This window comes from Streptomyces sp. NPDC088766, assembly GCF_044750845.1.
Classification (GTDB): Bacteria; Actinomycetota; Actinomycetes; order Streptomycetales; family Streptomycetaceae; genus Streptomyces.
Window position 1 is genome coordinate 1 of record NZ_JBIVKQ010000021.1, and the last position, 17654, is coordinate 17654.

Annotated in this window: 9 protein-coding genes and 1 pseudogene; 1 reads left to right on the plus strand and 9 read right to left on the minus strand. The window is 72.5% G+C overall.

The features are described 5' to 3' along the window. Positions 1 to 89: 89 nt before the first annotated feature. From ACIP5W_RS25760 to ACIP5W_RS25785, 6 genes and pseudogenes are all read right to left on the minus strand, one after another. Positions 90 to 626: pseudogene (locus tag ACIP5W_RS25760) on the minus strand (M15 family metallopeptidase); the annotation flags it as partial. A 399-nt stretch (positions 627 to 1025) separates the two neighbouring features. Next, positions 1026 to 1631, minus strand: coding sequence for a GTP-binding protein (locus ACIP5W_RS25765; protein ID WP_401478034.1), 606 nt, complete (start codon positions 1629 to 1631; stop codon positions 1026 to 1028). After that, a complete protein-coding gene (locus ACIP5W_RS25770) occupies positions 1612 to 5268 on the minus strand; it encodes a hydantoinase B/oxoprolinase family protein (RefSeq protein WP_401478037.1) in 3657 nt (1218 codons plus the stop codon). The genes ACIP5W_RS25765 and ACIP5W_RS25770 overlap by 20 nt, the downstream gene beginning before the upstream one ends. Positions 5269 to 5292: 24 nt before the next feature. Further along, positions 5293 to 5688 (minus strand): DUF742 domain-containing protein, encoded by a 396-nt coding sequence (locus tag ACIP5W_RS25775; protein ID WP_401478040.1) that lies wholly within the window; start codon positions 5686 to 5688, stop codon positions 5293 to 5295. A gap of 9 nt (positions 5689 to 5697) precedes the next feature. Beyond that, a complete protein-coding gene (locus ACIP5W_RS25780; protein ID WP_401478043.1) occupies positions 5698 to 6132 on the minus strand; it encodes a roadblock/LC7 domain-containing protein in 435 nt (144 codons plus the stop codon). Then, positions 6129 to 9026: a nitrate- and nitrite sensing domain-containing protein gene (locus ACIP5W_RS25785; protein ID WP_401478373.1), complete on the minus strand. Its 2898-nt coding sequence runs from the start codon at positions 9024 to 9026 to the stop codon at positions 6129 to 6131. The genes ACIP5W_RS25780 and ACIP5W_RS25785 overlap by 4 nt, the downstream gene beginning before the upstream one ends. A gap of 420 nt (positions 9027 to 9446) precedes the next feature. Between ACIP5W_RS25785 and ACIP5W_RS25790 the strand changes: the two genes are divergently transcribed. Beyond that, a complete protein-coding gene (locus ACIP5W_RS25790) occupies positions 9447 to 10073 on the plus strand; it encodes a hypothetical protein (protein WP_401478046.1) in 627 nt (208 codons plus the stop codon). 197 nt (positions 10074 to 10270) lie between these two features. Here the strand turns inward: ACIP5W_RS25790 and ACIP5W_RS25795 are convergent, their stop codons facing one another. The 3 genes from ACIP5W_RS25795 to ACIP5W_RS25805 form a co-directional block, all read right to left on the minus strand. Further along, complete coding sequence (locus ACIP5W_RS25795; protein WP_401478049.1) at positions 10271 to 14884, minus strand: hypothetical protein; 4614 nt, start codon at positions 14882 to 14884, stop codon at positions 10271 to 10273. A gap of 140 nt (positions 14885 to 15024) precedes the next feature. Then, positions 15025 to 15900 (minus strand): hypothetical protein, encoded by an 876-nt coding sequence (locus tag ACIP5W_RS25800; RefSeq protein ID WP_401478052.1) that lies wholly within the window; start codon positions 15898 to 15900, stop codon positions 15025 to 15027. Between the two features lie 152 nt (positions 15901 to 16052). Next, positions 16053 to 17579, minus strand: coding sequence for a hypothetical protein (locus ACIP5W_RS25805; RefSeq protein WP_401478055.1), 1527 nt, complete (start codon positions 17577 to 17579; stop codon positions 16053 to 16055). Positions 17580 to 17654 lie beyond the last annotated feature (75 nt).

Sequence of the window (17654 nt, forward strand, 5' to 3'; positions counted from 1 at the left end):
TAACTTCACCCGAGCACGGTTTACTTCATGTGCATCCACACCTTCAGCGTTCCCCCAGACAGGACCGACAGGCAGACGTAACGGAGTCCTACTAGAGGTTCACTGGGCACGTACGGCCCGGCCGGTCGGGCCGGCAGTCTGACGAGTGTGACGTCCAGGGTCGAGCCGCGGCTGTGACCGGATTTCTCGGCGATGTAACCGTCCTCGAAGAGGCGGGTCTTGTCGACGTTCGGGTAGAACTCCCCCTTCATGGCCTGGTCGTCGAGGTCCTGGGCCCAGCGGACGAAGTGGTTCACGGCGCGCTGGGGGCGGTAGCAGTCGTAGACCTTGAGTGTGTAGCCCCGGCGCAGGAGCTTCGTCTGGGCCCTGTGCAGGGCTTGGGCGGCCGGCCGGGTGAGGATGCACAGCGACTGGCGATAACCGTCGATGCGTTCGCCGACGAAGTTGTGCGGGGTGACGTAGCGCATGTCCTGGAGGATCGTCCGGTCCACGGTCCGCAGAGCGACGAAGTCCGCCGGGGCTCCGGGGTCGGGGTCCGCGCGGGCCGTGGCGGACGCGGTGGTCAGTGCCAGCAGGGCGGCGAGCGTGGTGACGGCACCGCGCACGGCGCTGGAAAGTCGTGTCATGTCCCCTGCATCTATCAGGTCCCGGTACCGCGCGGGAAGACGATCGCCGCGGCTCCCTGCGAGGAGGCGGGCATCGGGCCCGTGGACCTCTGCCCCGCCGAGGTCCACGACCTCCCCACCGCCCTGGAGTTGCGGTGGTACGAGGGCCTCGCGTTGCGCGGGAGGGCCGGCCGGCCGGGCGTGTGGGCATCACGGCGCGGGCCTCGGGGCGGGCGGTGATCGCCTTCGGCTGGGGCTTCGGTGTGCCGGCGGTGGCCTCCTCCGCAACGCCGCCTTCTGAGCGGTCACCGGGTCACGAGCCAGCACCCGGGGGTTGGCCCGAGCCCGCCCCACGCGTGTGCGTCGTCCGGCGGCTGCGGCCCGTACCCCGGTCGTGAGGGTACGGGCCCTGCGCACCTCTCAGGTGGTGACGGTGCGGCGGCGGTCGGCATCGTGGTCCATGGCGTGCTGGACGACACCGACCAGCACGTCCTTCACCGAGCCACGGTCGCGGGCGTCGCACAACAGCACCGGTACGGCGTCGTCGAGGTCGAGGGCGCGGCGTACGTCTTCCACGGGGTACCGGGCCGCGCCCTCGAAGCAGTTGACGCCGATGAGGAAGGGGATGGAGCGGCGCTCGAAGTAGTCGACGGCGGCGAAGCAGTCCTCCAGGCGGCGGGTGTCGGCCAGCACGACGGCGCCGAGCGCGCCCTCGGAGAGCTCGTCCCACATGAACCAGAACCGTTCCTGGCCGGGCGTGCCGAAGAGGTACAGCACCAGGTCCTCGCGCAGGGTGATGCGCCCGAAGTCCATGGCGACCGTGGTGGTGTGCTTGCGCTCGACGCCCGTGGTGTCGTCGACCGGCCGGCCCGCTTCGGTGAGGAACTCCTCGGTGCGCAGCGGCCTGATCTCGCTGACGGCGCCGACGAGGGTGGTCTTGCCCACGCCGAAGCCGCCTGCCACCAGGATCTTGAGCGTGACAGGCTCCACCGGGGGCTTGCCGCGCTCAGAACGCCCGAAGATCATCGGTTACTTCTCCTGCTCGATGGGGGGTCGTGGGCGGCGGACCGTAGCCTCCGCCGCCGGGGGTCTCGATGACGAGCACGTCGCCGGGGCCGACGTCCACGGAGTCGCTGCCGCCGAGTTCGGCGACGGTGCCGTCCGCGCGTTCCACGCGGTTGACGCCCAGTGCTCCGGGGGCGCCGCCCGCCATGCCGTAGGGAGGGACCCTGCGGTGCTGGGAGAGGGTGGAGACGGTCATCGGTTCCAGGAACCGGATGCGGCGTACGGCGCCGTCTCCGCCGCGCCATTCTCCCGCACCGCCGCTCCCCTGCCGGACGGCGAACTCGTCGAGCCGTACAGGAAGCCGCCACTCCAGGATCTCGGGGTCGGTCAGGCGGGAGTTGGTCATGTGCGTCTGGACGACGCTCGCGCCGGGGAAACCGTCGCCCGCGCCGGATCCGGAGGCGACGGTCTCGTAGTACTGGTGGCGGGCGTTGCCGAAGGTGACGTTGTTCATCGTGCCGGAGCCTTCGGCCTGGACACCGAGGGCGGCGTAGAGGGCGCCGGTGATCGCCTGGGAGGTCTCGACGTTGCCCGCCACCACGGCGGCGGGGGGCTCGGGGGCCAGCAGGGAGCCCCGCGGCACGATGATCCTGAGGGGGCGCAGACAGCCGTCGTTGAGGGGGATGTCGTCCGCGACAAGGGTGCGGAAGACGTACAGGACGGCCGCGTTGACGACGGCGTACGGGGCGTTGAAGTTGGTTGCCGGTTGCGCCGACGTGCCCGTGAAGTCGATGGTCGCCGAGCGGTTCTCGCGGTCCACGCGCACGTGTACCCGGATGAAGGCACCGGCGTCGGTCTCGTAGGCGTACTCACCGTCGTCGAGGGCGTCGATGACGCGGCGCACGGCCTCCTCGGCGTTGTCCTGGACGTGCCGCATGTACGCCTGTACGACGTCGAGCCCGAAGTTCTCGATCATGCGGGCGACTTCGTCGACGCCTTTCTGGTTGGCGGCGATCTGCGCGCGCAGGTCGGCGAGGTTGGTCGCGGGGTTGCGGGAGGGGTAGCGGGCCTCGGTGAGCAGGCGGAGGGTTTCCCTCTCACGGAGGCGGCCGTTCTGCGCGAGCAGCCAGTTGTCGAAGAGGACGCCTTCTTCGTCGATGGTGCGGCTGTCGGCCGGCATGGAGCCCGGGGCGATGCCACCGATCTCGGCGTGATGGCCGCGGGAGGCGACGTAGAAGAGGACCCGCGGGTCACTCCCGGTGTCGCGGTCACTCTCCGTGTCGAGGTCGTCTCTCGTGTCGAAGACCGGCGTGATCACGGTGACGTCGGGCAGGTGGGTGCCGCCGTGGTAGGGGTCGTTGACGGCGTAGGTGTCGCCAGGTCGCATGGCGGGGCCGCGACGGCTGATGACCTCCTTGACGCTGGTTCCCATCGATCCCAGGTGGACGGGGATGTGGGGGGCGTTGGCCACCAGGTTTCCGTCGGGGTCGAAGAGCGCGCAGGAGAAGTCGAGGCGTTCCTTGATGTTGACGGACTGGGCCGTCGACTCCAGCCGGACACCCATCTGTTCGGCGATGGACATGAACAGGTTGTTGAACACCTCGAGGAGGACGGGGTCCACTTCCGTGTCCGGGCCGGAACTCTGCGTGATCGCCGTGCGTTCCAAGAGCAGATGCCCGTCGTGCGTGGCCGCGGCCCGCCAGCCGTCGTCCACGACGGTCGTGGCGCTGGTCTCGGTGATGATCGCCGGTCCGGTGACGGTCTGACCGGGAGGCAGGTCCTCGCGGCGGTGGAGGGGTACGTCGCGCCAGGTGCCGCCGGTGTGGAGGCGGACGGTGCGGGGTGGTGCGGTGCGGCCTTCGTACGGAGCGAGGGCGGAGAGATCGGGGGGTTCGGTGATGCCGGTGCATTCCACGGAGAGTGCTTCCACGACGACCGGGCGGTCGAGCACGAAGGAGTACGTGGCGCGATGACGTTCTTCGAAGGCGGCCCGCATGATGGCGGGGTCGGTCAGTTCGACGGTGAGGGTGGTGTCGGTGCCGTCGTAGCGCAGCTGGGCGCGGCGGGTGACCCGGACGCGGTCCTCAGGGACGTGCTCGGCTCGGAGTTCGGCGCGGGCCGCCGCCTCCAGGTCGTCGGCCGTCCTGAGGATCCGGGGCAGGGAGGCGGTCTCCAGCGGCGCCTCCACGGACTGTTCGCGCATGGCCGTGGTGTCGGCGAGGCCGATGCCGAGCGCGGACAGGACACCGGCCATGGGCGGCACGAGCACGGTGCGGATACCGAGGGAGTCGGCGACCATGCAGGCGTGCTGACCGCCCGCACCGCCGAAGGTGGTGAGGGCATAGCGCGTGACGTCGTGGCCCTTCTGGACGGAGATCCGCTTCACCGCGTTGGCGATGTTGGCGACGGCGATCTGGAGGAACCCCTCGGCGACCTGCTCGGGTGTGCGGTCGTCGCCGACCGTCTCGTGGATCTCGCGCGCGAGTGCGGTGAAGCGGTCATGGACGAGTGCGTCGTCGAGGGGCTGGTCGCCATCGGGGCCGAACACCTGCGGGAAGTGGGCGGGCTGGATGCGGCCGAGCATCACATTGGCGTCGGTGACGGCGAGGGGGCCGCCGCCGCGGTAGGAGGCGGGGCCGGGGGCCGCGCCGGCCGAGTCCGGCCCCACGCGGTAGCGGGAACCGTCGAAGTGGAGGACGGAACCGCCGCCGGCGGCGACGGTGTGGATGTCCAGCATGGGCGCGCGCAGGCGGACGCCCGCGAGCTGCGTGGTGAAGACGCGTTCGTACGCGCCCGCGAAGTGGGAGACGTCGGTGGAGGTGCCGCCCATGTCGAAGCCGATGACACGGTCGAAGCCGGCGAGCTGGGACATGCGGGCCATGCCCACGATGCCCCCTGCGGGCCCGGACAGGACGGCGTCCTTGCCGCGGAACCGCCTCGCCTCGGCCAGGCCTCCGTTGGACTGCATGAACATCAGGCGCACATCGCGCAGTTCGTCGGCGACGTGCCGGACGTAGCGGCGCAGCACCGGCGAGAGGTAGGCGTCCACCACAGCCGTGTCCCCGCGCGGGATGAGCTTCATGAGGGGGCTGACCTCGCTGGACAGCGAGATCTGCGGGAATCCGGTGCGGGCGGCGAGTCGTCCCACGGCCTGCTCGTGGGCGGGATGGCGGTGGCTGTGCATACAGACCACGGCGACGGCACGCATGCCGTCGTCGTAGGCCTGCCGCAGCGGTCCTGCGAGGGCGTCCAGGTCGGGGGCGCGCAGGACGGTGCCGTCGGCCGCGATGCGCTCGTCGACCTCGACGACCCGTTCGTAGAGGAGTTCCGGCAGGTCGATGCGGCGGGCGAAGATGTGGGGGCGGTTCTGGTAGGCGATGCGCAGCGCGTCGCGGAAGCCGCGGGTGACGACGAGGAGGGTGCGCTCGCCCGTGCGCTCCAGGAGGGCGTTGGTGGCGACGGTGGTGCCCATGCGCACCGCCTCGACGGGCTCGCACGCGTCGCCGAGCAGGGCGCGGACACCGGCGACGGCCGCGTCGGCGTACCGCGCCGGGTCGTCGGACAGCAGCTTGTGGGTGAGCAGCCTGCCGTCCGGGCGGCGCGCGACGACGTCCGTGAAGGTGCCGCCCCGGTCCACCCAGAACTGCCAGCCTGCCACGTCCTCACCTCGCTTCCGCGCTGCTCACAGCGCTCGGAGGCCGTTGATCACGTCGCGCAGAATACTCTCGTCCGGCAGTTCGGCCGGGGGTACGGGCCGGTTCACATGGACGAATTCCGCATCCACGAGATCCCCGACGAGGACGCGTACCACCCCGATGGGCAGGTCGAGTCCGGCGGCGAGTTCGGCGACCGACTGGGGGGCGTCCCGGCACAGGTCCACGATGTCGACGTGTTCCGGGGACAGCGCGAGGTCCGCGTCCGGGTCGTCGGCCTGGGGTTCGGCGACGACGACCGCGATCAGGTCGAGACGGTGCTGGACCGCACTGGTGGTGCGGCCGCGCGTCATGGCGTACGGACGGACGACCGGTCCGGCCTCGTCGTCGAACCAGTGGCTGCTTCCCTGCCCGTCTGTCCTCATACCGTCCCACTACCCGCCGGCGGGCAGATCGGTGCGCGGGGCGGTGCCCAGATGTACGCCGACCCGCTTCACCAGCAGTGTCATCTCGTACGCCACCAGTCCGACGTCCGAGTCGGCGTCCGCGAGGACGGCGAGGCAGCTGCCGTCGCCTGCGGCGGTGACGAACAGGAAGGCCTCGTCGAGTTCCACGACGGTCTGGCGGACGCTGCCGGCCTCGAAGTGGCGGCCGACGCCCTTGGCGAGGCTGTGGAATCCGGAGGCCACAGCGGCCAGGTGCTCGCTGTCCTCCCGGCTCAGGTCCTTGGAGGCTCCCGTCGCGAGGCCGTCGCCGGAAAGCACGACGGCCTTACGGATGCTGCCGACGCGGTCGACGAGGTCGTCGAGGAGCCAGTTCAGTTCGCCGTTGTCGGTCGTGGTGTGGCCGGTCGCCTTCGGTGCGGTCATCGACCGTCCCCCTTTGTCGTTCGTTGTGGTGCTGTGCCGCTGTGGGCATCGTCGTCCGCGGCGTTCTCCGCGCGGCCGCGCTGCCAGCCGCGCTGGAGCGAGGCCATGCGGCTGCGGACCTCGTCCGCGTCTCGGTCGGCGGGGTCCGAGCGGTCCTGGGCGGGCCGCTCGGGGCCCTGCCGCAACTGCGGGGCCAGGTTCGCCTGCCGTACGCGCCGGGGCAGGGCACCCGTACCGGAGCCGGTGTCATGAGCCGTGTTGCCAGGAGGCCCGGTGAGGCCCTCGGGGCTGCCCGGCGCCGGTTCCTCGGCCTGGTGGAGCGGGTTGCGTGTGAGGTAGGACGTCTCGTCCGGGCCGGCAGGCCTTCGGCTGCGGCTCGGCAGGGCGGGTGGCTGCGGCGGCCGGCCGGTACCGTCTCCGGAGCGCTCGGCGGCACCGGTGCTCCGCGGTATCTGTGGCGTCGCGCCGCGACGGCGGGAGGGCAGTGGGGCCGGGCCGTCCTGCTCCGGCCGCCCTCCGGTGGGCCGCGACGGGGGTTCTTCGCCCGTTCCCGTCTCCGCACCCGCGCGTCGGGACCGCTGATCGGTGACCGGACGGCCGTGCGAGCTGACCAGCTTCGGGGTTCTCCGGCCCGGCAGGGGCACGGGGGCGGCCGGGTCGCCCGTCGCGGGACGGTCCGGTTCGCTGCGGCCGTCGGCCGGCCGACGGCGCTGCTCGACGGCGCCGGGCACCGGGCCGTCCGGCGTGCGGGTGAGGGAGCGGCTGGGACGGAACAGGCCGCCCCGCTCGCCGCTGTCGTCGTCCAGGGGGACCGGGAAGCCGCCGAATGCGTCCAGGTCGACCGGAGCCTCCAGTTCGACCGGGCCGTCCAGCAGCGCGGGCGTTCCGGGGAGCTGCACCGGCGTCTGGGCCAGCGCGGACCTGCGGCTCCTCGCGGGCTCCGTCTCCTTCGCGGGCCGGGGGCGGTCGAGCCGGAAGCCGATGCCGTTGGTGTCGGGGACGTCGTCGGTGAGCAGGGCGTCGGGAATGAAGACGACCGCGGTCGTGCCGCCGTACGGGGAGGGCTGCAGGGAGACTCGGACGTTCTGACGCTGGGCGAGCCTGCTGACCACGAAGAGGCCCAGCCGGTCGGTGTCGGACAGTTCGAACTCCGGCGTCTCGGCAAGCCGGAGGTTGGCGTCCAGGAGCGCCTCGGGCGCCATGCCGAGGCCGCGGTCGTGGATCTCCAGCGTGAAGCCGTTGGCGACCCGGTCGCCGAGGACCTGGACGGCGGTGTGCGGCGGGGAGAACACGGTGGCGTTCTCCAGGAGCTCGGCCACGAGATGCGTGAGGTCGGCGACGGCGGGGCCGGTGACGGCGACACGCGGGAGGCGGCGGACCTCGATGCGTTCGTAGTCCTCGACCTCGGCGACGGCGGCGCGCACGATGTCCATCAGTTGGATGGGCTTGCGCCACTGCCGCGAGGGGGCGGCGCCGGAGAGGATCACCAGGCCCTCGGCGTGCCGCCGCATGCGGGTGGTGAGGTGGTCGAGGCGGAAGAGATCGGCGAGTTCCTCGGTGTCCTCGGTACGGCGCTCCATCGTGTCGAGCAGGGTGAGCTGCTTGTGCAGCAGCACCTGGCTTCGGCGGGCGAGGTTGACGAAGACCTCGGAGACGCCGGAGCGCAGCTCGGCCTGTTTGACGGCGGCCTCGACCGCGGCGCGCTGAAGGGTGTTGAGGGCCTGGCCGACCTCGCCGATCTCGTTCTTGTCGTACTCCAGCCGTGGGGCTTCCGTCTCGATGTCGATCTGTTCGCCCGCGGAGAGGCGGCGCATGACGCTGGGCAGCCGGACGCCGGACGCCTCGTGCGCCTCCAGACGCAGTTGACGCAGGTCGCGGATGAGCCCGCGGCCGATGCGCACGGACAGGACGAGGGAGACGAGCAGGGCGATGAGGCCGAAGACTCCGGCGACGACCGCCTTGACGATCACCTCGACGGCCACGGGGCGGACGCGGTCCTGGTAACGGTCGTTCGCCTGCTCGTCGAGGGCGCCGAGTTCGTCGAGGACGTTCGCGGCCGCGGTGTCCCAGGTCTTGGCGGTGACCCCGCGGGGCATCTCACCGGGCTCGGTGGACGCGACCGCCTGTTCCGCCGTGCGCACGGGGGCGGTGGTGGCGTTCTTCCAGAAGTGCTCGTAGCGTTCGCGCTCCGCGGCGGGCAGTTGGGCGAGGCTGATGTCGTAGACGACGTTGCGCTGGGCCTCGAGGTCGGAGACGTCACGGATCTCGTCCCGGGTGACCCGGCCCACGACCAGGGCGGAGCCGAGCAGGGCGTCCTCCCGGGAGAGCAGCTCACGGGCGCGGGCGACGCTGACGAGGGCCCGGTACTGCTTGTCCATCTCCACGCTGTCGACGACGTCGAGCTTGGCCAGCAGCGTGTAGCAGGGGTCGATCAGACGGTTGTAGAGGTCCAGCGCCTGGGCGCGGGTCACGGTTCCCTCTTCGACACCGCGGCGCAGGACGTCGACCCCGTCGAAGGCGTCGAGGACCGCCGTCAGCCCCTCGCCGTCGTCCTCGTCGAGTACCTCGCGTACGTCGGAGTCCTTGGCGTTCGCGCGGATCTCCGCGAGCGCCTCGTCGGTGGCGGTACGGGTACGACGCAGGGCGGACAGCGCGTCGGAGGCGCGGGGATCGGCGAGGTAGACCAGGGTCTGGCGGCGTTCCTGCTGGACGATTCGGACGGTGTCCTCGATGGGGTAGCCGACCTTCTCCACGAGGTTCGACACCGTGAACAGGCGGTTCGCCTCGCGGCCGGTGAGCACCGTGGCGAAGCCCCACAGGGAGGTCAGGGACACCAGCGGCACGAGCAGCAGCGCCACGATCTTCCGGCGGATCGACTTCCCGCGAAAGCGCATGGACTCCCCCAGCTCGAACCCCCACCGGCAGGGGGTACGCATGTGCGTCAACAAACGGCGCGAGCCTACTACCGACGCGCCGTTAACTCGAAGACGCGTCCGGAATCTGAACGTCCGTATAGGCGTCGCAGCAGGGTGAGTTGTCCGTTCATTGTGGGAGATTGCCTCCCGGAACCAGCACCTTCGAGCGGGGCGGGATCCGACCGGCGCCATGGCGGAGTTGGCCAGAATTTTTCGCAGTTCGGGAATCTTCGGAGTGGGTTGCGCGTCCTACTCATTGGGAATTGGGGACGGAATCGGCCACAGGAGCCGCATGCCGCACCCGGGCGGCGTAAAAGAGCGCAAGCCGGGCAGCCAATGGGGAGCCGGTTCTTGGAGCCGGGGGCAAGCGGTCTGCCGGCGGTGGGGAGTGACACGTTGATGGGCACGGCGGAGCGGCGCGAGGCGCCCGAGGACGGTACGGCGACGCGCGGTACGGCGCTGCGGGACTCCGAGGCACCGGATCGTGACATTCCGGTGAAGGGGCGCAGGGTGACGGAGCGAAGCGGCCCTCCGGTGACCGTGGCGGCCGTCAGTGACGCGGCCGAGGACGCCCGTCGCTCGGGGGCGGCCGGGGGCGGTGGTACGTCCCACGCGGAGCGGGAGCGGCCTCAGTACCGGCCGTTGTGGGTGGAAGAGCCCGCCCGCCGGCGCCGGCTCCCCGACCCGGTTCGCAGGTCTGCGGTGCGGGCGGTGCTGTTCATCGCCGTGACGCTGCTTCAGGCCATGGTCGCCCTCCTGTGCACGCTGGCCGGATCCTGGCTGGCGTTCCCCATGGTCATCAGCAGCGTGGTCAGCACCGTGGTGGCCACCTGGGGCGCGCTGGACGTCTGGGTGACCCGCCAGGTGTGGAACCAGCGCAACGGCGTCGTGTCGACGCCGAGCAGCACCGCGCGAGCACTGCGCCGTGAGCGTCGCCGGGCGCGCCGACAGGAGCGGGTCGCCGGGCGCGCGCAGAAGCGGATACGTCGCCGGAGCGGCGGCGCCGGGCAGCTGTCCCACTCCTGAGACCTGTAACCGATCGCAGGGGAAGCCTCTGACACCCGAGACCGGTGTCACGGGACGCATCGCTCAGCACGCCGCTCCGGCCCACGGTCGGGGCGGCCGCGCCCGCCGTCGCATCACGCCGGTTCCGGCGTCACCTGTCCTTTCTGCCGGCTCTGCAGGGCAAGCGCCCGTCATGGCGGCGGTTTCCCGCCGCCGCGCTACGGGGTGGTCGGTGCCGGGCGCTTGAACATCCTCGTCGCCGTGATCTCGCTGTGCCCCACCTCACCGGAGGACGCTTGCGGCAGTCCCGGGCGGAGGTGTTCCTCCACGCTGATGTACTTCAGGCCGGCCCGGAGGTCGGCGTCGTTGCGCAGACGGATGACCAGGGGAAACTCCGCCAGCGCCGTCGTGTCGAACAGGCCGGTGGTGTACAGGAGCTGCACACCGAGGGCGTCCGAGACCGCGCGCTGGAGCTCCAGCAGATAGGTCGCGTTGGCGCGGCCGATGGGGTTGTCGAGGAAGAGCGTGCCGGCGTGCCGGTGTTTGTCGCGGCCCCGGTCGTTGCTCCTGAGGGCCGCCATCGTGCAGTACAGGGCGATGGCTGCGGTGAGCAACTGGCCACCGGAGAAGACGTCGCCCATCTGGCCGACGGGCACCCGCTCGGCGCGCAGCACGGCGTCCGGCTTGAGGATCTCGACGGCGACGCCCTTGGGCTCAAGCGCCGCCCCGACGCCCCGCAGCAGCAGGGACATGCCGTCGCGCCGCAGGTCGGAGTTCTTCTTGACGGCGGCGCGGGTGGCCTCGTCGACGACTTCACCGAGCCGCTCACTGAGAGTGGCCTGGTCGGGTTCCTCGAAGCGGATGCGCAGGAACTCCTGCCCGGACCACTCGCCGAGTCCTTCGGGCAGCCGGGACAGCCGCTGGGCGGACCGCAGTGTGGCGAGCGCCAACTCCACGAGGCCGCGCAGCCGGTCCACGATCGAGTCGCGATTGCGCTCCAGCTGCTCCAACTCGTCCGTGAGGACGCGGAGCCTGGGTGCGAAGGCGTCCGCCCACTTCTGGGCGTGCTCGGGCAGCGCGGCGGCGGGCAGTTCGCGGATCTGCTGCCGGGCAGGAGTGCGCACCTGTTCGTAGCGGGTGGAGTTGGCGTGCCGGACGAGGATGTCGCTCGCCTCACGGACCGCGGCCTCGGCGGCGGACAGGTCGGCGGCGCAGCCACGCAGGGACCGGCGGGCCTCGGCCGCGGACTGGCGGGCCTCCTCCAGGACGCCCGGGTAGGGCTCCGGCGCCTCCTGTTCCTCCTCGGGGGTGTGCTCGCGCAGCAGGTCGCGGAGCATGGCGGCGATCTCGTCGAAACCGCCGGCCGCGTCCTCGGCGGCACGGTGGGCGTCCAGCAGCTCGGCGTGCGCCTCCCGCGCCTGGGTCAACGCCTCCGTGCGGGAGGCCAGTTCGGCGGTGGCGGTGCGCAGCAGGGCCTGCGCGTGCTCGGCGTCGCGCGGCTCGAGCTCCTCGGGCAGCCGGGTGTGGGCGTCACCGTCCTCGGGCGCGTGCCGTTCGGCCTCGCCGCGGAGCCGGCCGAGCTGCTCGCTCGCACTGGACACGCGGGTCTCCAGGAGCTGGACCAGCTCCTCCGCGCGCGCGGCGGCTGCCTGCCGGGACGGCCCGTCGGAACCGTCGGGTGACTGGAGCAACTGCTCCGCGCGGGTACGGACCTTGTTGCTCAGCCGGTCCAGCTCGGCCAGGGCCGCGCTCTCGTCGCTCTCCGCGCGGGCCTGTTCGGCTCGCAGGTCGGCGCCGACGCCCACCTTCTCGTACACCTGGGAGGCGGCCCGATAGGCCTCGCGCAGGGCGGGCAGGGACGCCTTGGGCGCGTCCGGGTCGTCCTCCGGTACGTCGTCGGGGGCGCCGGCGATCTCGGAGCGCTCGGCACGCAGCGCACGCGCGGTGCGGCGGGAGTCGTCGGCGGCCCGCTGGGCGGCGCGGCGGTCCTCGTCGGCAGCGCGGGCGCGCTCCAGGCAGGCCTGGGCGCGGGCCTCGGACTCCGCGGCCTCGTCGGCGAGTTCACGCAGCTTGACCTGCCAGCCGGCGCGTTCACGCAGCCGGAAGGCGAGGCCGGCGAGGGCGTCGGCGGCGCGCCGGGCCTTCTGGGCGGTGTCCTGCCGCTCGTCGCGCAGTTGCGCGGCTTCGGCGGCCGCCTCGTCGGCCTCCGCGCGCACGGTCCGTGCCTCGGCCAGCTCGGCCTCGGTCTCCTCGGCGAAGGCGCGTGCCTCCTCGGCGGTCCGCGCCAGTTCGGTGAGCCGCCCGGCGGGGCAGCCGGTGCGCCAGGAGGCGAGCCGGGCCGCCAGTTCGCGGTCCTTGCCGAGCCGCGCCGCGAGCCGGCGGATCTCCTCGTCCCGTTCCGTGGCCCGCGCGCGCAGCGTCTGCCGTTCCTCGTCGGCGGCGTGCTCGTCGTGCATGGCCGGGTTCGGCGGTACGAGGAAGACGTCACGGGTGTCGGCGTCGGGCGCCGGGGTGGGGGCGAGGAGGGCGGCGGCGGTGCCGACGGCCACGGCGGACCGGGGTAGCAGCGCGGCCTGGCTGAGCGCTTCACGCGCGCGCGCGTGCGAGTCCGGATCGGTGATGATCACGCCGTCGACCAGTTCCGGCCGGGCGGCGAGGACGCGCGCGTGGTCGACGGGGTCGACGGCCTGGGCGAGGTAGCGCCAGCCGGGCAGGGCGGGGATGCCGTGCTCGCCGAGGAACTCGACCGTCGCGAGCACGTCCGGGCCGGGCGGCAGGAGTCCGCCGTCGCCGAGTGCGCCGAGGATGCGGGAGTCGTCGGCGGCGGCGGTCCGCAGCTCGAACAGCTGCCGCTCGGCGGAGGAGACGGTGTCGTCGAGGAGTTCGCGCAGCTCCTCGGCGTAGCGGTCGAGGTCCTCGGGCATGAGCCCGGTGCTCTCGGCCTCGCCCTCCTGGCGTGGCGGCGGGATGATCCGCGCGGTCGCGCCGCCGGTCAGGCCGAGTAGTTCGGCCAGCCGCTCCTCGCTCGCGAGACCCTCGGCGAGCCGGCGCTCGGCCTCGTACGACCGTTGCGCGGCCGTCGCCGCGTCCGCGGCCCGGGCCGCGGTCAGCTCGGCGCGGGACTCGGCCGAGGCGGCCTCACGGGCGTGCTCGGCAGCTGCCCGCGAGGCCTCACGGGCGGTGTCCCAGGCAGCCACGGCGTTCTTCTCGGCGTCGCTGGCGGCGAGCGCCGCGCGCGCGGGGTCGGCGTCGGGCGCGCTGTCGTCCAGCCAGCCGGCGCGAACCGCTTCGGCGGTCTCCTGCTCGACCTCGGTGAGGCGCTGGCGCAGGTGGCCGGCCTCGCTGCGGGCGCGCTGCGCCTCGGTGGCGGCGGAGGTGGCGTCCCGGTGGGAGGCCTCGCCGACGTCCTGGAGCGCCGCGGAGCGCTCCTCCTCCTCGTTGGCGAGGGTCTCGGCGCTCGCGGCGGCGGCGTGCAGAGCGCGGACGAGGTCGACGGCGGCCTTGGCGCGGGCGGCAAGCGCCGGGGCGGCGTCGCGCTCGGCCTCCTGGATGGCGGCGGACACGCGCGCGACCCGGTCGGCGGCGGCGCGCTGCCGCAGGGAGACCTCGGCGGCCTGCCAGGCGGCGTGCAGGGTGCGCGCCTCGGCGAGTTCCCGCTTCTGCGCGGCGGCGGACTTCTCCGCGGCGGCGAGCGCCAAGGAGGCGTGCCGGAAGGCGAGTTCGGCGGCGATCAGTGCGCTGCGCTCGCGGGCGCCCTCGGCGTGCGTGACGGCGTAGGCGGCGGCCGTGACCCGCTGGGCCAGGTCTGCGGCGCGGGTGCGCTCGCGCAGGCCGCGGGCGGTGAGCCGGCGCGCGAGGGTGCGGGTGCGGCGCTCGGCACCGGCGTGGACGTCACGCGCGCGTGCCCGCGCGTCCGCGGCCTCGACGATGCGCCCGAGCAGGTCCACCGAGCCTGCGGTGAAGTCGCGTTCGGCGATCAGCTCGGCGCGCCGGCCCAGCTTGTTGCCGAAGCCGCCGACGAGGTCGGCGAGACCGTCGGTGTCCCGCGTGTCCGTCACGGCGCGCAGCAGCAGGTCGGTGAAGTCGGAGTCCTTCTTGACCGCGAAGAGGCCGGCGGCCTCGCCCTCGTCGGCGTTCATCTCCCGCTGGTAGCGGAAGAGTTCGGGGTCGAGGCCCAGCTCGCCGAGGTGCTCGATCCACCGGTCGTGGATCTCCTCCCAGTGCACCTCCAGATGCGGGTACGCCTTGCCGGCGTCGGTGAGCGCGTCCCGGAAACCCTTCATGGTGCGCCGGCGGCCCTGTGCCCCCGACTGGCCCTCGACGGACGGCCGTACGGCGGTGGACTCGGCGACGGGGAGGTTGTCGAGGGTGAGGCCGGGGCCGGGACGGAAGGAGTACCAGGCCTCGGCGAACTTCCGCGGGTCGTTGGACACCTGCCGGCCGCGCCACTCGCTGACCTTGCCGACGACCACGCACTCGCCGGTCAGCACGTGCTGCCACTCCAGTGCGACATGACCGCAGTCGTCGGCGAGCAGGAACTTGCGCAGAACGCCGGAGCTGGCGCCGCCGAGGGTGTTGCGGTGGCCCGGCAGCATCACCGAGAAGATCAGCTTGAGCAGGACGGACTTGCCGCCGCCGTTCTCCAGGAAGAGCACGCCCGCGGGCGCGGGCCGGCGCGGCGGGCCGACGGGCTCGTCCTCGAAGAACTCCGCCTGCGTGGGTGCGGGATCGGGCACGACGTCGCCCACGCCTCGCAGGTCAAGCACGGTGTCGGCATAGCGCGCACCGGCGGGCCCGATCGAGTAGAGGCGGACCCGGGACAGCTCGTACATGGCGGACTCTCGTAAGTCTTCGGAAAGGTGCGGTGGATCGGTGCTTCGGGGAACTGACCGGGCTTCGGGGCTCCGGGGAGTTCGTGGAGTCCCCGGAAGCTGCGGCGGGCGCCGGCAGGCTTTGGGGGCTCGGGGCGGCTTCAGGAGTGGAACGGCAGCCCCGCGTCGGCGACGAGCTCCAGGTCGTCGGACTCCTCGGGGGGCAGCAGCGTCGGTGTGCCGTCGGTGACCGGGACGACGCCCAGTTCCAGCAGCTCGGCCATGGCCGCGCTCCCCGCCATGTCGCGGACCTGGAGCTGGTAGCGGGCGGTGGTCCGGTACGTACCGCCGTTGTCGTCGCCGGTGCGCTGGAGGAAACCGGAGTCGGTGAGGAACGCGACGGCCTTGCCGACGATGCCGGTCGTCGAACCGGCGAGCCGGCGGGCGTCCTTGGTGGCACCGGCGGCGCTGCGTCTGGCCCAGATGCGCCAGGCGGCCTCCAGGCCCGGGGCGTCGGTCGCGGGGTCGGTGTTCTCGCCCTGCCGTTCCGCCCGCTCCTCCAGCCGGCGGCAGGCCTGGCGCACGAAGGCGTCGACGCCGTTGACGCTGACCCGGCCGATGTAGCCGTCGTCGGCCAGGTCCTCGGGCCGGGGGAACGCCATCGCGGCGACGGCGAGGTGGGCCAGACCGTGCAGGAACCGGTCCCCGGAGTCGGCGGACGTACGCCGCGCGTAGTCGCCCATGCGGACGGCGAACACCGAGTCCTCGGCGGCGGTGACGGCCATTCCCGCGCGTGGGGACACCTCCAGCACGATCAGTCCCAGCCCGGTGGCCACGGCGTCCGCGAGCCGCGCGAACGGCGGGTCCTCGCGGTAGCGCCGCAGCAGGTCGGCGTACTCCTGGTCGCGCGCGGGCTGGAGTCTGGGCTGGAGCCCGAAGGCGACGAGCCGCGCCGCGTCGGCGGCGTCGGCGGGAGTGACGACGGCGGAGGCCGGCGCGGCGGCCTCGGGCTCACTCCGGTCGACGTGCTCGGTCACGGTTTCGGCTCCTTGCTGCGGGGGTGCGCGTTGCTGCGGGGGTGCTCACTCTTGCGGGGGTCCTGCGGGGACGCTCGTTCCGGTGCCTGGGCGGCCGGTTCATGTTGCTTCGGTCCCGATCCGGCTCATGCCGCTTCGCTCCGGGGACCGTCTCATGCCGCTTCCGTCCGGTCCGCGGCCATCCCCGCCGCGTCCAGCAGCGCCGTGCCCACGATCAGGTCGGCCCCGCCGAACTCCGGATCGTCCAGTTCGGTCCCGTCGTCGACGGCGAACAACAGCTTCTGCTCGCCCTGCCGATAGGCCGTGCCGACCGGCGGACTGGCCGCGTGCACCGCCAGCAGGGCCACCAGGTAGGGCAGTTCGGGATCTCGCCCGCGTGCTTGCGCGAGGAGGCCCGACAGCCGCCGCGGCGCGTCGGCGGGCAGGTCCAGCAGCTCCATCGCGGCGGCCAGCTGCTCCTCGCTGAACCGGCTGTCGTCGGGTGTCGCGATGAGGTCCGGCTCCGGCATCTCGGCGCCGAGGTGCTCCCGCTCCACCGGTGGCGTCAGCAGCAGGTCGACGAGATCACCCACCCGGACGGACACCGGTGTCCGCAGTCCCGTCCCGCGCGCGAAGAACGCGTCGGTGACCCTGACCGCCTCCTCCAGCGGCAACGGCAGTAGGGGCGCGACGAGATGCCCGTAGAGGTCTGTCCCCGACGACGTCATGGGTGTGGCGAAGGCCTGCCGGTCCTGCTCGGCGCGGAACAGCGGTCCGGCCTCCAGCAGCCGGGACTGCAGTTGGGTGTGGCGGCGGATGCAGTCCTTGACGATGTCGACGAGTTCGGCGGCCCGCCGCTTGTTCTCCGCGTCCTCGATCTCGTCGCGGGCCTTGCGGATGTTGGTGAGGATCGCGTTCTCGTGGCGGTAGCGGTCGGCCACGTGGTCGAGGGCCTCGGCGATCATGTCGGGCACGGCGTTGAGCCAGTCCACCGCGCGGACGTTGCGCCGGGTCGCCTCCAGGGCCCGGCGCAGCGTTTCCGAGTACTGCACGGTCCGGTAGCGGGCCTGCTCGGCGGCGAGTTGGGCGTCGGCCAGGCGGCCGCGGCGGACGAGGACCTCGAGCTTGACCTCGGCGGCGATCTGAGCGCTGGTGACGTCGGTGTCGAGGGCGCCCACCAGGACGTTGACCGCCTCGTCCGTGGTACGGAGGTAGACCGTGCCGCCGTAGCCGGGGACCTCTTCGAGAAGCTTGAAGTCGTAGTCGCGGCGGACGTAGGTGCCGTCCGGCGTGAAGGTGCCGTACACGGCGCGGAAGCCGCGGTCGACGCTGCCGACGTTGATCAGGTTCTCCAGGACCCAGCGGGCGACGCGCTCGTGTTCCTCGGCCGGTCGCCGGGGGGCCTGCGCGGCGATGCGCGGGATCAGACGGGCGACTATCTGGTCGTGGTCGGCGCCGGTGTCGAAGTCCATGTTCAGGGTGACCAGGTCGATCGCGGAGAGGGCGATCTCCGCCATGCCGTAGACCGAGTACTCACCGGCGAGGTTGGCCTTGCGTGCGTCGAGGTCGTGGATCGGCGCGGTGCAGGCGAGCGCGCGCAGCCGCCGCGCCAGTCCCTCGTCGGCGGCCGGGCCCGGCGCCGGGCGCGGCCCCGCTCCGAGCTGGGGCGGAACACGGTCCGTCGATGCAGGCGAAGTCACGGTGCACAGACTAGGTCCTCGGTCTGACATCGACCCAAACGACGCAGAAGCGACCCCCGTCACAGCGGCGCGAGA

Bases quoted from the DNA above. Each gene is read 5' to 3' on its own strand.
- ACIP5W_RS25785 (WP_401478373.1), bottom strand. From the start codon at position 9,026: ATGCGCTTTCGCGGGAAGTCGATCCGCCGGAAGATCGTGGCGCTGCTG.
- ACIP5W_RS25795 (WP_401478049.1), bottom strand. From the start codon at position 14,884: ATGTACGAGCTGTCCCGGGTCCGCCTCTACTCGATCGGGCCCGCCGGT.
- ACIP5W_RS25790 (WP_401478046.1), top strand. From the start codon at position 9,447: ATGGGCACGGCGGAGCGGCGCGAGGCGCCCGAGGACGGTACGGCGACG.
- ACIP5W_RS25765 (WP_401478034.1), bottom strand. From the start codon at position 1,631: ATGATCTTCGGGCGTTCTGAGCGCGGCAAGCCCCCGGTGGAGCCTGTC.
- ACIP5W_RS25775 (WP_401478040.1), bottom strand. From the start codon at position 5,688: ATGAGGACAGACGGGCAGGGAAGCAGCCACTGGTTCGACGACGAGGCC.
- ACIP5W_RS25780 (WP_401478043.1), bottom strand. From the start codon at position 6,132: ATGACCGCACCGAAGGCGACCGGCCACACCACGACCGACAACGGCGAA.